General features: G+C 69.6%; 13 protein-coding genes. 7 read left to right on the top strand and 6 right to left on the bottom strand.

Annotated elements, in window-relative coordinates; genetic code table 11:
- Positions 1–224 precede the first annotated feature (224 nt).
- From ACFWFI_RS18670 to ACFWFI_RS18650, 5 genes are all read right to left on the bottom strand, one after another.
- Positions 225–1,310 carry a hypothetical protein gene (locus ACFWFI_RS18670; protein WP_387391155.1) on the bottom strand — a complete coding sequence of 362 codons (1,086 nt, stop codon included), beginning with the start codon at positions 1,308–1,310 and terminating at the stop codon, positions 225–227.
- Positions 1,310–1,993, bottom strand: a complete 684-nt coding sequence (locus ACFWFI_RS18665; protein ID WP_387391152.1) for an RNA polymerase sigma factor — start codon at positions 1,991–1,993, stop codon at positions 1,310–1,312. Before ACFWFI_RS18665 ends, ACFWFI_RS18670 begins: the two co-directional genes overlap by 1 nt.
- Positions 1,994–2,260: 267 nt before the next feature.
- Positions 2,261–2,851, bottom strand: a complete 591-nt coding sequence (locus tag ACFWFI_RS18660) for a hypothetical protein (protein WP_387391150.1) — start codon at positions 2,849–2,851, stop codon at positions 2,261–2,263.
- A 116-nt stretch (positions 2,852–2,967) separates the two neighbouring features.
- Positions 2,968–3,474, bottom strand: a complete 507-nt coding sequence (locus tag ACFWFI_RS18655; RefSeq protein WP_387391148.1) for a hypothetical protein — start codon at positions 3,472–3,474, stop codon at positions 2,968–2,970.
- 154 nt (positions 3,475–3,628) lie between these two features.
- A complete protein-coding gene (locus tag ACFWFI_RS18650; protein WP_387391146.1) occupies positions 3,629–5,224 on the bottom strand; it encodes a beta-N-acetylhexosaminidase in 1,596 nt (531 codons plus the stop codon).
- A gap of 374 nt (positions 5,225–5,598) precedes the next feature.
- Between ACFWFI_RS18650 and ACFWFI_RS18645 the strand changes: the two genes are divergently transcribed.
- From ACFWFI_RS18645 to ACFWFI_RS18615, 7 genes are all read left to right on the top strand, one after another.
- Positions 5,599–6,159, top strand: a complete 561-nt coding sequence (locus ACFWFI_RS18645; RefSeq protein WP_387391157.1) for a 2-oxo-4-hydroxy-4-carboxy-5-ureidoimidazoline decarboxylase — start codon at positions 5,599–5,601, stop codon at positions 6,157–6,159.
- A gap of 166 nt (positions 6,160–6,325) precedes the next feature.
- On the top strand, positions 6,326–6,706 hold the full coding sequence (gene sdhC, locus ACFWFI_RS18640; protein ID WP_387391144.1) for a succinate dehydrogenase, cytochrome b556 subunit: 381 nt from the start codon (positions 6,326–6,328) through the stop codon (positions 6,704–6,706).
- Between the two features lie 5 nt (positions 6,707–6,711).
- Entirely contained in the window at positions 6,712–7,191 is a 480-nt protein-coding gene (locus tag ACFWFI_RS18635; protein WP_387391141.1) for a succinate dehydrogenase hydrophobic membrane anchor subunit, read from the top strand.
- 30 nt (positions 7,192–7,221) lie between these two features.
- The gene (gene sdhA / locus ACFWFI_RS18630) at positions 7,222–8,976 is read left to right on the top strand and encodes a succinate dehydrogenase flavoprotein subunit (protein ID WP_387391139.1); all 1,755 of its coding nucleotides are present in this window, start codon (positions 7,222–7,224) and stop codon (positions 8,974–8,976) included.
- A complete protein-coding gene (locus tag ACFWFI_RS18625; RefSeq protein WP_387391136.1) occupies positions 8,976–9,743 on the top strand; it encodes a succinate dehydrogenase iron-sulfur subunit in 768 nt (255 codons plus the stop codon). Before sdhA ends, ACFWFI_RS18625 begins: the two co-directional genes overlap by 1 nt.
- A 174-nt stretch (positions 9,744–9,917) precedes the next feature.
- Positions 9,918–10,508, top strand: coding sequence for a hypothetical protein (locus ACFWFI_RS18620; RefSeq protein ID WP_387391134.1), 591 nt, complete (start codon positions 9,918–9,920; stop codon positions 10,506–10,508).
- 126 nt (positions 10,509–10,634) lie between these two features.
- Positions 10,635–11,408, top strand: coding sequence for a TetR/AcrR family transcriptional regulator (locus ACFWFI_RS18615; RefSeq protein ID WP_387391133.1), 774 nt, complete (start codon positions 10,635–10,637; stop codon positions 11,406–11,408).
- On the opposite strand, the gene ACFWFI_RS18610 is transcribed toward ACFWFI_RS18615, so the two are convergent.
- A complete protein-coding gene (locus tag ACFWFI_RS18610; RefSeq protein ID WP_387391130.1) occupies positions 11,395–12,948 on the bottom strand; it encodes an ABC transporter substrate-binding protein in 1,554 nt (517 codons plus the stop codon). The two genes, ACFWFI_RS18615 and ACFWFI_RS18610, sit on opposite strands and share 14 nt — an antisense overlap.
- Positions 12,949–13,008 lie beyond the last annotated feature (60 nt).

Here is a 13,008-nt window from a genome sequence, read left to right as displayed (position 1 = left end):
CCCACCCCCTGGTGGTCGCCGGCATTCTGATATATTTTCTGTGGTTTCTCTTTCACCCTTTGGGGGGGGGCGTCGGGCCCGGGGTTACCGGCCCCCCCCCGCGCCAGATGCGCTGAGCCGAAGGTACGGGGGGAACCCCGGCTCATTACGCGGCCGATGACCAGTCGGCACTCACTACTGCGCCGGATCGCCGAAGAACGTTACAGCTGATTCGTTCGCGCAGGTCAGCGCGTTGTCGAGGAGGGCGTGGACAACGAGCTCGCGGTGGGTACTGCCGTCGGCCGCGGGTCCGTTCCGCCCTGCGCCGCGTCGTCCCGCGTGCTCTCCTCGGACGGCGTCCGGAAGGTGATCGAGGGGAGGGAACCCTCGCCGTCGCCGCCCTTGTCGCCGCCGTTGTCCTTGTCGCCGCCGTTGTCCTTGTCGTCGCCGGGGCCGTCGCCGCTACGGTCGTCCGCACCCAGGAGGCGGTCGCAGAAGCGGTCCAGATTGGCCTCTCCGTCCGCCAGGCCGAGGAGCCGGCGCTCCTCCTCCTGGCTCAGGGCGCCCTCACGGTGGTCGCGGCATGCCTTGACCGACTTCCTGTACACCTCGGCCGCGGACCCTTCGGGTACCTGGCGTCCGTCCGTGCCGTCCTGGGTGCCACCGGTGCCGCTGTCCTGGTCGCCGTCCTCGCGGTCCGCAGCGCCGCCGCCGTCCTGCCCGGTCCGCCCGTCGCCCTCGGGCGTACCGGCGTCCGGCACGTCCGAGGCGGCCGGTGGACCGGGCGAGCGGGACGGGACGGAGGGCAGGGGCGAAGGTTCACCCGCGTCGGGCACCTCGGCGCCCAGTTCCTCGGGAGACGCGGCCGCCGAGACGGACGTGGCCGGTACCGGCGAGCCGTGGCCGCCGAACGGCGCGGGAATCATGCCGGTTCCCGCGGCGACCGCCACCCCGCCGAGCGCGCACCCGGCGAGCGAGACGGCGAGACCGTAGCGCACCGGACGGGTCCAGCGCGGGCGCCGCCGGAGCGGGGCCGTGGGCGCCGCCCCGATCCTTACGTTGTGCAAGGCGTCCTGCTGTCCGGCGAGTCCGGTGGGACTCGCCGCACCTGCCCGCTTCCCGCCCCCGGACGCCTCACGGAAAGCGGTCATCACCGCGGCCTCGCCGGGAAGTTCGTCACCCGACGGGCCCGGGGCGCGCAGCGCGAGCAGCGCGGCCTCCAGCCGTCGGGCCTCGGTTCTCGCGTGATCGCCGACGGGCTCGACGGACTCGCCACGGAGCAACAGCTCCGCCGCGTCCGCGTCAAGCCACTCGTGCTGCTCGTCGGCCATCACATGTCCCTCTGCGTCCACGGACGCGAATGCGTCACACCGGCGGGCGCCACCGCCCCCTGGCGGCCGGGGCGTTGCGCGGGTACGGCTCCGAGCTCCGCGCCCACCGCCGGAACATCATCCTCCGGGCCGTGGTCGGCGCCGACCAGCTCCGCCAGCCGCTTCAGTCCGCGGTGGGCGGCGGTGCGCACCGCACCGGGGCGCTTGCCCAGGGTCTGGGCCGCGCTCTTGGCGTCGAGCCCGATCACGACACGGAGCACGACCGCCTCGGCCTGGTCCTGCGGCAGCTGCGCGATGAGTGACATGGTGCGTCCCGTCGCCAGTGACTCCAGGGCCTCGCCCGCCGTGTCGGACTCGGCGGCCTCGCCCTCCAGCTCGCTCTCGTCGCCACCGATCGCGGGGCGCCTGCCCCGCATCCGTATGTGGTCGAGCGAGCGGTTGCGCGCTATCCGGGCAGCCCAGCCGCGGAACCGGTCGGCGTCACCGCTGAACCGGTCGAGGTCACGCGCTATCTGCAGCCAGGACTCGGACGCCACGTCCTCGGCGTCCGGCTCACCGACCAGTGTCCGTATGTAGCCCAGCAGCCGTGGGTGCACAGCGCGGTACACAGTCCGGAAGGCGTCCTCGTCCCCGTCCTGTGCCGCGAGCACCGCGGCGGTCAGCTCCGCGTCGTCCCCCAGCACTCCCTCAACCCGCCCTGCTGATCCGAATCGTAGCTGGTCACCACTACTGCGCCACCCTGCGCGACTCAGCACGCTACGTGGTCGGACGGTGCCCCGTCCATGACTTGTACAACCCGCAACTGTCTCCTGACCCAGAGCGGTGTGACAGAAAACGCACCCGCGGCGCTGAGATGAGTACGGGGTCGCTCTGCGGCCCTGTGGAAGACGACCGGGGCCTCTCCTGTGGGGGGTGGCGGCCCCGGTCGTCGTCCCCTTCGCGTCATGACGTCACTTCGGGGATACGTCGCCGGGCCGGCCACGGCCGCGAGCGCGGCGGGACATCACCGCGCGCAGCACCCGCCGCCCCTCGGTCGACAGGTCCAGGACCCGGCGCAGCCCCGTTCCGTCGCCCGCAGTTCCGGCGGTCTCCGCGAGGCTCTCAAGGATCTCGGTCTGGCGGCGGAACTCTCCCGCGACCAGCGGACCACCGCCCGCCGCCCCGGCCACCCGGCAGTCCTCAGAGTTTTCCGCGCCGCCGGCCGGGAGGTCGAACGCGCGGTGGATGTCCAGCGCGAGGAGCGAGCAGGCGTCCGCCCACACGCGCAGCGGTCCGGCGGCGAAGTCCCGGGGCGCCGTGCCGAGCAGCGCCCGGACACGGGCCGTCGTGTCGTCGCTTCCCGCGGCACCCTCCAGCGCCGCGTGTGCGGCGTCGAGCCGGGCGGCCCATTCCGCTCCGCTCCCACAGCCCGCCCAGAGCGGGCGCAGCGGCTCCGGATCGCCCCCGCCCTCCGACAGCGGAAGGCAGCGGTCCAGACAGGCGACCCCACTCGCGGCCAGACCTCGCTCGTCGGCACGGGCGATCAGCTCCAGCAGACTCATCGACGCCTCCCCCATCGGTCCATCGGTCCTCGGGAGCGCACCGCTTCCCGTTACCGCGTACAGCGCCAGATGGCTGAAAAGCGTCACTCTTCCGACACGAGAGATCACAGCGGGACTCAGTCGGACAGGCTCTCGATGCCCAGACGGTCCAGGAAAGCGAAGAAAAGTTCCTCTCCGGACCACTCGGGCTGCTCGATGCGCAGCAGTTCGAGCAGCGGCCCTTCGAGAACTCCCCGGCCGGATTCGGCCGCCCACCGGACGGCCCGCGCCGCCGCGTCCTCGGGCGGCAGGAAAAGGTCCTCGAGCGTCGAGCCGTCCAGGTCGAGGTGCGCGGCCATCGGCGCCCTGCCGAGGCAGGCGTACCAGGACCCGCTGTGCGGCGCCGCCGCTTCGACGGCCACGCAGACGCCGTCCATGACGAACCCGAGGAGTACCGGCGCCCGTGCGGCGTCGGCGAGTGCGGTCATGCTGCCGAGCGAGGGCTCCGTCGGGTGGGACCAGACCTGCCACCCGTCCGCGCGGTACTCACGCAGCGTCAGCCGCTCGCGCGCGTCCCGCAGCGCCGGGTGGCCGATGAGCGGCTCACCGCTGCGGCCCACCAGATAGCAGCCCCAGAAACCCACGTCGTGCTCCCCCCGCGGTCCGGGCTGCCATTCTTCCCTCCCGGCGCCGCGGGAAGCGCGAGAACGGGTCAACTCGGACGAATGCCGGACCGGTCGACGACGGGGCGGACAGCGGGGTCACGCCGAGGGCCGCGCGCTCGCCCTGGAGTTCGGATCAGTCCGACGAGTCGACCTTGTCCGCCAGAGCGGTGAACTGTGCCCAGGTCAGCTTCGGCTCCCGCGGGTCCCACAGCTTCTGGGAGACCGCGTTGAGCGGCATCCGGATCCCTTGCGCCACCTGCGTCTGCGTCTGCGCGTTCGGGAAGTCGCCCCAGACCGCGAACCGGCCGCCCAGGATCTGCTTCGAGTAGCGCTCGGCCACCGGCTCGGTCCCGCGCAGGACGAACGGGGTCCACTGCTCGTAGATCCGCTTGCCCGTCGGGTAGGTGAAGTCGTTGGGCTCGCCGAGCACGTAGTAGAGGTACTCGTCGTTGAGGTTGACCACCTTGCGGCCCTCGGCCAGGTAGTCCTGGGGCGGCCGGGCTCCGATCTCCTTGCCCGTCCAGTACTCGACCTCGATGCCCTTGTCGGCGGTGACCGTCCCGCCGCTGAAGAAGCCGTCGTTCCACGCCTTGGGGATCTTTTCGGCCTTGCGGATGACCGCGGCGCGGTCGTTCAGCCAGCCCTCCGCCAGGTCCTGGATGGTGGCGTCGTCGCCGTACTTCTCCCGTGCGGCCGAGGCCAGCTGCGGGTAGGAAGCCGCCGGATCGCTCACCGTGAGCGCCTGGTACTCGTCCGCGCCGACGTGGAACCAGTCGCCGGGGAAGAGCTCCGCGTACTCCTTGAGCAGGTCGTCGACGATCTTTGCCGCCTCGGGCTTCGAGATGTCGATCGCACCCTCCCGCGCGACGCCCTGCGTGTTGCGAAGCTGGAGGTCGGGGTGGACGCGCAGGACGGCACCCAGGTGTCCCGGGGAGTCGATCTCGCCGACGACCGTGATGTGGAGGCTCTGGGCGAGCTTCAGGATCCGGCGGACCTCGGCCTTGGTGAGGTGTTCCTCGGAGACCACCTCGGGGTGCAGGTCGGACTCGATCCGGAAGGCCTGGTCGTCGGAGAAGTGGAGGCCGAGCTGGTTGAGCTTGAGGTCGGCCATCTCGCGCAGCCGGTCCTCGATCCAGTCCGCCGAGTAGTGCTTGCGCGCGATGTCGAGGTTGAGCCCGCGCTGCGGCCTGTCGGGCGTGTCGCGGACGACGCCCTCGGGCACGGTGCTGTCGGCCTTCAGCGACTGCTTGAGGGTGCGGGTCCCGTAGAAGACGCCCGCCTGGCCGGGGCCACTGATCGTGACCCGGTTGTCCTCGGCCTTCAGGGTGTACGACTCCGGGTCGCCCTTGCCCGAGGCGGCGAGCGCCAGCTCGACGTCACCGGACCGGGGGGACTTCTCGCCCCGGTAGCCGATCTTCAGCTCCCCGGCGAGCAGCTTCGCCTCGTCGGCGAGCTCGGGGTCGGCCGCGACGACCGCGCTGTCCTTGGCCGGTTTCCAGCCGGGCCCGCGTGCGGCGGTGTGCTCCCGCACCGCGGGTACCGACTGCGGCGTCGTGGAGAGCGGGTAGCTCCGGGTGGGTGACGGTGAGGCGGATGTGCGGGCCGAGGCCGACGCGCCGTTCTGCGTGCCGGGGCCGGAGCCCTCGGGCCAGACGACGACGGTGAGGGTGACGGCGGCTGCCACCGCGACGGCGGCGCCGGCCACCAGAGGTGCACGTGAGGGTGACATCGGTCAGAAACCTCCGGATCGGGGGAGAAACAGGTCAAAGAACATGAGAAAGCCGGGCACTTCCCCCGCTGATTCGTCCATCAAGCGTTCCGAAACTCTCCCGTCCGGGTGAAGTTCTCGCATCCTTCGGTTGCGCGCCGTCCGGTCTCGCTAGCGTGAAAGCACACAGGAACCAGTCCTCACTCCCACCCCGCGCAACCTCGTCGCTCTCCGACCCCTCTCCAGGGTCACAGATGTCATTCATTCGAGGAGTCCCGCTGTCCAGGTCCAGCGAGTCGTCCCACGCCGACCTGCCGAAACCACCGCAGCAGGCCGGACGGACGGCCGTTCCCGTCCAGAACCGGGGCCCTGCCCCGGCCCTTCGGGAGGCCCCGGTGGAGGCCCCCGTTCCGGAACCAGTGTCCGTGAGTGCACGCCGGAGTGCCCACTCGAGTGGGCTCGGCCGCTTCAACAACTGGCCCCGGGACCTGGCCGAGGCCGCCCTGCTGGAGTGCTGCGGCAGCCGCCGCTGGGCGCAGCGGCTTGCCGCCCACCGCCCCTATCCGGACCTGGACACGCTGCTCGCCGCCTCCGACGAGGCGGGGTACGACCTCGGGCCCGCCGATCTCGCCGAGGCGCTCGCCGCGGAGAGCGCCCCCTGCCTGCACCATGACGCGCCCCGTGCCGCCCACCTCGCGCTGCGCGCCGCGCACGCCGCGTACGAGAGCCGGTTCGGCCATGCGTTCGTGATCTGCCTGGACGGGCTGCGCCCCTCCCAGCACGTCGACCAGGTGCTGGCCGCCATCCGTACCCGGCTGGCGCACGAACCGGACGAGGAGCGTTCCCTGACCGCGGAGGAGATGCGACGACTCGCCCGGGGCCGCATCATCGAGCTGGTGACGGAGGCGGGCCTGGCGCCCGACCCGTTCCCCCCGGTGGCATATGACCCCCGGTAGCCCGTCCGTGCCTGTTTGACTGCCGCTTTGATCACACCAGAGGCCCCGCCGCCATGGAACCGACAAAGCGTCGCTACGATGGCCAGGGCCGGTGGACCGTACCCGGCCGGGTCAGACCGACAGTCAAGCCGGCCGACCCCAATCCCCGCTCCCGGAGGGTTCTTCCGTGCCGGCTGGAACGCTGTACCGCGGCCGGGAAGGCATGTGGTCCTGGGTGGCTCATCGAGTCACCGGTGTCCTCATTTTCTTCTTCCTGTTCGTACACGTCCTGGACACCGCTCTCGTGCGTGTCTCCCCCGAGGCGTACGACGACGTCGTGGCCACATACAAGACACCGCTCGTCGCGCTTCTCGAATACGGCCTGGTGGCCGCGATTCTCTTCCACGCGCTGAACGGTCTCCGTATCGTCGCCGTGGATTTCTGGTCCAAGGGCCCGCGCGTTCAGAAGCAGATGCTCTGGGCCGTCCTGGGTATCTGGATCGTGCTGATGGTCGGGGCCCTGTATCCCGTCCTCGGTCACGCCGTACGTGAAGTCTTCGGGAGCTGAGGCCAATGTCCACCGAGACACCTTCCTCCGCGATCGGCGACGTCGAGTCGGTAAGCCTGTACGACATCGACAACCCCGCTCCGGTGATCGAGCCCCCGCGCAAGCGCACGGGCAAGACCCCCAAGGGTTCGCGCACGAACTTCGAGATGTACGCCTGGCTCTTCATGCGCCTGTCGGGCATCGTGCTGGTCGTCCTCGTCATCGGTCACCTGCTGATCCAGCTGGTGCTCGACGGCGGCGTGTCCAAGATCGGCTTCGCCTTCGTCGCGGGCCGCTGGGCCTCGCCGTTCTGGCAGATCTGGGACCTGGCGATGCTGTGGCTCGCCATGCTGCACGGCGCCAACGGCCTCCGTACGGTCATCAACGACTACGCCGAACGGGACAACACCCGCTTCTGGCTGAAGATGCTCCTGTACACCGCCACGGTGTTCACCGTCCTGCTGGGCACGCTGGTGATCTTCACCTTCGACCCGAACATCCGCTAGGCGCCGGGACAGAGGGACCAGAGGAAAACCATGCAGATCCACAAGTACGACACCGTCATCGTCGGCGCCGGCGGCGCCGGCATGCGCGCGGCCATCGAGTCGACCAAGCGCAGCCGCACCGCCGTGCTGACGAAGCTCTACCCCACCCGCTCCCACACGGGCGCAGCGCAGGGCGGCATGGCCGCCGCGCTCGCCAACGTGGAGGAGGACAACTGGGAGTGGCACACCTTCGACACGATCAAGGGCGGCGACTACCTGGTCGACCAGGACGCCGCCGAGATCCTGGCGAAGGAGGCCATCGACGCCGTCCTCGACCTGGAGAAGATGGGCCTGCCGTTCAACCGCACGCCCGAGGGCCGCATCGACCAGCGCCGCTTCGGTGGTCACACCCGTAGCCACGGCGAGGCCCCGGTCCGCCGCTCCTGCTACGCCTCCGACCGCACCGGTCACATGATCCTCCAGACGCTGTACCAGAACTGCGTCAAGGAGGGCGTGGAGTTCTTCAACGAGTTCTACGTCCTCGACCTCCTGCTCCAGGACGTCGACGGGGTCAAGAAGTCCGCCGGCGTCGTCGCCTACGAGCTGGCGACCGGCGAGATCCACGTCTTCCAGGCGAAGTCGATCATCTTCGCGTCCGGCGGCACCGGCAAGTTCTTCAAGGTGACGTCCAACGCCCACACCCTGACCGGTGACGGCCAGGCCGCCGCGTACCGCCGCGGTCTGCCCCTGGAGGACATGGAGTTCTTCCAGTTCCACCCGACGGGCATCTGGCGCATGGGCATCCTGCTGACGGAGGGCGCCCGTGGTGAGGGCGGCATCCTCCGCAACAAGGACGGCGAGCGCTTCATGGAGAAGTACGCGCCGGTCATGAAGGACCTCGCGTCCCGTGACGTCGTGTCCCGCTCCATCTACACGGAGATCCGCGAGGGCCGCGGCTGCGGCCCCGAGGGCGACCACGTCTACCTCGACCTCACGCACCTCCCGCCGGAGCAGCTGGACGCGAAGCTCCCGGACATCACCGAGTTCGCGCGTACGTACCTCGGCATCGAGCCCTACACGGACCCGATCCCGATCCAGCCGACCGCGCACTACGCCATGGGCGGCATCCCCACCAACGTCGAGGGCGAGGTGCTGGCCGACAACACCACCGTCGTCCCGGGCCTGTACGCCGCCGGCGAGGTCGCCTGTGTCTCCGTGCACGGAGCCAACCGCCTGGGCACCAACTCGCTGCTCGACATCAACGTCTTCGGACGCCGCTCGGGCATCGCCGCGGCCGAGTACTCCGCGAAGAACGACTTCGTCGAGCTTCCCGAGAACCCGGCACAGCTGGTCCAGGACCAGGTCGAGCGGCTGCGCGACTCGACGGGCACCGAGCGTGTCTCGGAGCTCCGCCTGGAGCTGCAGGAGTGCATGGACGCCAACGTGATGGTGTTCCGCACCGAGCAGACCATCAAGACGGCGGTCGACAAGATCGCCGAACTGCGGGCGCGCTACCTCAACGTGTCCATCCAGGACAAGGGCAAGCGGTTCAACACGGACCTGCTGGAGGCCATCGAGCTGGGCAACCTGCTCGACCTGGCCGAGGTCATGGCGACCTCCGCGCTGGCCCGCAAGGAGTCCCGCGGCGGTCACTACCGCGAGGACTACCCGAACCGCGACGACGTCAACTTCATGCGCCACACCATGGCGTACCGCGAGGTCGCGGACGACGGCACCGAGTCGATCCGGCTCGACTACAAGCCGGTCGTCACGACCCGCTACCAGCCGATGGAGCGTAAGTACTGATGGCTACCCCGACCCTGGACAAGACCGACAAGGCCGAGGCGGGCTTCGCCGACACCCCGTACATCACGGCCACGTTCCGGATCCGCCGCTTCAACCCCGAGGTCTCCGACGAGGTCCAGTGGCAGGACTTCCAGATCTCGATCGACCCGAAGGAGCGTGTGCTCGACGCCCTTCACAAGATCAAGTGGGAGCAGGACGGCACCCTGACCTTCCGGCGCTCCTGCGCGCACGGCATCTGCGGCTCCGACGCGATGCGGATCAACGGCAAGAACAGGCTCGCCTGCAAGACGCTGATCAAGGACATCAACCCGGAGAAGCCGATCACGGTCGAGGCCATCAAGGGCCTGACGGTGCTCAAGGACCTCGTGGTCGACATGGACCCGTTCTTCCAGGCCTACCGCGACGTCATGCCCTTCCTCGTCACCAAGGGCAACGAGCCGACGCGTGAGCGCCTGCAGTCCGCCGAGGACCGCGAGCGCTTCGACGACACCACCAAGTGCATCCTGTGCGCCGCGTGCACGTCCTCGTGCCCGGTGTTCTGGAACGACGGCCAGTACTTCGGCCCGGCGGCCATCGTCAACGCGCACCGCTTCATCTTCGACTCGCGTGACGAGGCCGGCGAGCAGCGCCTGGAGATCCTCAACGACCGTGACGGTGTGTGGCGTTGCCGCACGACGTTCAACTGCACGGACGCCTGCCCGCGTGGCATCGAGGTCACCAAGGCGATCCAGGAAGTGAAGCGCGCGCTGATCACCCGTCGCTTCTGACCCACGCGTTGCCTCGGGAGGCCCCGTTCGCGCACGGAACCGTGCGGGAAGCGGGGCCTCTTGGTGCATCGGGCGGGCCGGGACGGTACGGTCATGCGGAGCCGGTGACCGGCTCGCCTCTCCCGGTGCAGCACAGCGCGGGAGCAGATGGCTTGATGGAGAACGGGGAACGTTGTGAGCGATCCGAATCCGTACGCGGACGACTCATACAAGTGGGGCCCGCCCCAGCCGCCGGGCAATCCGCCCACGATGCCGGACGGCCAGGGCTACGGCTATCCGGCGCCGGGCGCCACTCCGGCGTACGGCTATCCGCAGCCGCTGCCCGACTCCGCGGCACAGCCCGGCCCCGGCTACGGCTATCCGGGTCCCGGTCAGCCGACGGAGCCCGGCTTCAACCTGCCGGCGCAGCAGGGCGGCGGCGGAGTGCCGATGCTCTCGCTCGGTGACATCACGGTGATGAACGACGGCATCGTGACCCCGTCCGGCACCTTGCCGCTCAAGGGCGCGGTGTGGACGGCGACGGACATGTCACGCACGGAGGAGAAGATCCCGACCGTGGGCATCGTGCTGGCGATCGTCTTCGCACTGTTCTGCCTCATCGGTCTGCTGTTCCTCCTGATGAAGGAGAAGCGCACGACCGGCTTCGTGCAGATCACCGTCACCAGCGGCGGGCGGCACCACTCGACGATGATCCCGGCGACGGGTCCCGAGACCTTCCAGTGGGTCATGTCCCAGGTCAACACCGCGCGTTCGATGAGCGCCTGAGCCCGGGCAGCTCGCTCCTCCCGAGCCCTCCCCACGCACAGCCCAGCGCTCCGGTCCGCCACCGGAGCGCTGCACCGGCCGGACGCCAGGATCCGCCGGGAGGATCTCCCGGTTAGCCTTGGGACCGTGGTGAAGCAAGAGAAGAACGTGGCGGACGCGGACGGTTCGATTCCGGCCGGAGGCGACGAGGCGGCCAGGAAGTCCAAGGCGCCGAAGAGCGAGCAGACCCGCACCCTGATCCTGGAGACCGCGCTCCGGCTCTTCGAGGAGCGCGGCTACGACCGGACGACGATGCGGGCCATCGCCCAGGAGGCGGGCGTCTCCGTCGGGAACGCCTACTACTACTTCTCGTCGAAGGAGCACCTGGTCCAGGGCTTCTACGACCGGCTCGCCGCCGAGCACGAGGCTGCGGTACAGCCCGTTCTGGCCGGCGACCGGGACCTCACCGTACGCATCCGGGGAGTGCTGCTCAGCTGGCTGGACGTGGCCGGGCAGTACCACCGCTTCGCCGCGCAGTTCTTCAAGAACGCCGCGGACCCGGACAGCCCGCTCTCGCCCTTCTCGCAGGATTCGGCCGCGGCCCGCGAGGCGGTCATCTCGGTGCACGAACGCTGCCTGTCGGGCTCCTCGGCCAAGGCCGACCCGGAATTGGCCAGGCTGCTGCCGCAGTTGATGTGGCTGATGCAGATGGGCCTGGTGCTGTTCTGGGTCTACGACCGGTCCGAGGGCACGGAACGCAGCCGCCGGCTCGTCGAGCGCACCGCGCCGATCGCCGCCCGGGCGATCGCGCTCTCCCGTTTCCGGGTGCTGCGACCGCTCGTGCGGCAGATCCACGACGTGCTGGTGGAGTTCATGCCCGGGGCGCCCTCGCGGGGCGCGCGGGACGTCAGATCCAGCTGAGTTCCCACAGCCGCCAGATCCCGGTGCCGTCGGAGAGGTACTGGGAGCCGGACACGGACTGCTTGCTGACGACGTAGTCCTTCTTCTGCCACAGCGGGACCAGTGGCACGTCCTGGCCGACCAGTTCCTGCAGTTCCTTGAAGTCGGCCGAGGTCCGGCCGCGGTCGCTGTACTGCTGGGTGGCGGAGATCAGCGCGTCCATCTTCGTGCTGGTGTAGCCGTTGTGGAGGGAGCTGTCGCGGCCGACCAGCGGCTGGCTGAACGTGTCGGGGTCCGGGAAGTCGGGAAGCCAGCCCAGGGTGTACGCGTCGTACTCGCCGGCCGCGTAGCCCTTCTGGAAGGCCTGCCACTCCACGGCCTTCTCCGTGACCTTGAACAGCCCGTCCTTCTCCAGCTGGCGGACCAGCTCCGCGGACTCCTCCTTGTTGGCGTCGTCGTCGCGGTGGGCGAAGGTGATGTGCAGCGGAAGGTCCACACCGGCCTCCTGCATCAGCGCCCTGGCCCGCTTCGGGTCCGACTGCGGGTAGGAGTCGAAGAAGGGGGTGCTGTGCCCGATGTAGCCCTGCGGGATCAGCGAGTAGAGCGGTTCGACGGTGTTCCGGTAGACCTTGGTGACCAGCGGCCCGCGGTCGATGATCCAGGCGATGGCCTGGCGCACCTTCCTGTCGGCGAGCGGCGCGCCGTCACGGACGTTGAAGACGAGGTTGCGGATCTCGGCGCTGTCCGCTTCGGTGACGCGCTGTTCGCTGGCGCCCGGGTCGAGCTCGGCGAGCTGCTCGGCCGGAAGCTGACGGTGCGTGACATCGACGTCGCCGGCCGTCCACGCGGCCTGGAGCGCCTCGGACCCCTCGAAGTAGCGGATGTCGACCGCGCCGCCCGTCTTCCTCAGAGCGCCCTTGTACGCCGGGTTGGGCACCAGTTCGGCGAGCACGCCGGGCTCGTACGACTTCAGGGTGTACGGGCCCGAGCCGTCGACCTGGTTGTCCGTGCGGAGCTTGTCCTTCGGGTACTTGGTGGGGTCGACGATGGACCCGGCGCCCGTGGCCAGCTTCTGGGGGAACGTCGCGTCCCGGGCCGACAGGTTGAAGGTGATCGTGCGGCCCTCGGTCACGATGGTGTCGAGGCCGGGGAACAGCACCGACGGGCCGACGTCCGCCTTGATCTTCAGCATCCGATCGAAGGAGTACTTCACGTCCGCGGCCGTGATCTTGCGGCCGTCGGAGAACGTCAGGTCGTCCCGCAGCTTGCACCGGTACGTCTGGAGCTTCTGGCCGATGAAGCCGCAGCTCTCGGCCGCGTCCGGTTCCGGTACGACCGCCCCGGACTTGAAGGTCATCAGGGACTGGTAGAGGTTGCTGTAGATCGCCCAGGAACCGGCGTCGTAGGCACCGGCCGGATCCAGCGAGGTGACCTCGTCGGACGTACCGACCGTGATCGGGGACTCGTTCACCTCGTCCGAGGGCAGCAGCTGCCAGGCGCCGACGCCTGCGATGACCAATACCGCCAGAATCGCGAGAATCCGTAGACGGATGAACCGCATGTGCCGTGCTCCCTTGCCAACCCCACCCCGGCTCGCGTGCACAGAGAGGCACATCAAAGC

Source organism: Streptomyces sp. NPDC060209, from assembly GCF_042728155.1.
Taxonomy (GTDB): domain Bacteria; phylum Actinomycetota; class Actinomycetes; order Streptomycetales; family Streptomycetaceae; genus Streptomyces.
The sequence above is the reverse complement of the archived record's forward strand: the minus strand, read 5'-3'. Positions and strand labels throughout refer to the sequence as shown.

Excerpts from the sequence above, each read along its gene's own strand:
- ACFWFI_RS18670 (WP_387391155.1), bottom strand. The coding sequence starts at position 1,310 with ATGGCCGACGAGCAGCACGAGTGGCTTGACGCGGACGCGGCGGAGCTG.
- ACFWFI_RS18660 (WP_387391150.1), bottom strand. The coding sequence starts at position 2,851 with ATGAGTCTGCTGGAGCTGATCGCCCGTGCCGACGAGCGAGGTCTGGCC.
- ACFWFI_RS18650 (WP_387391146.1), bottom strand. The coding sequence starts at position 5,224 with ATGTCACCCTCACGTGCACCTCTGGTGGCCGGCGCCGCCGTCGCGGTG.
- ACFWFI_RS18635 (WP_387391141.1), top strand. The coding sequence starts at position 6,712 with ATGTCCACCGAGACACCTTCCTCCGCGATCGGCGACGTCGAGTCGGTA.
- sdhA (WP_387391139.1), top strand. The coding sequence starts at position 7,222 with ATGCAGATCCACAAGTACGACACCGTCATCGTCGGCGCCGGCGGCGCC.
- ACFWFI_RS18625 (WP_387391136.1), top strand. The coding sequence starts at position 8,976 with ATGGCTACCCCGACCCTGGACAAGACCGACAAGGCCGAGGCGGGCTTC.
- ACFWFI_RS18610 (WP_387391130.1), bottom strand. The coding sequence starts at position 12,948 with ATGCGGTTCATCCGTCTACGGATTCTCGCGATTCTGGCGGTATTGGTC.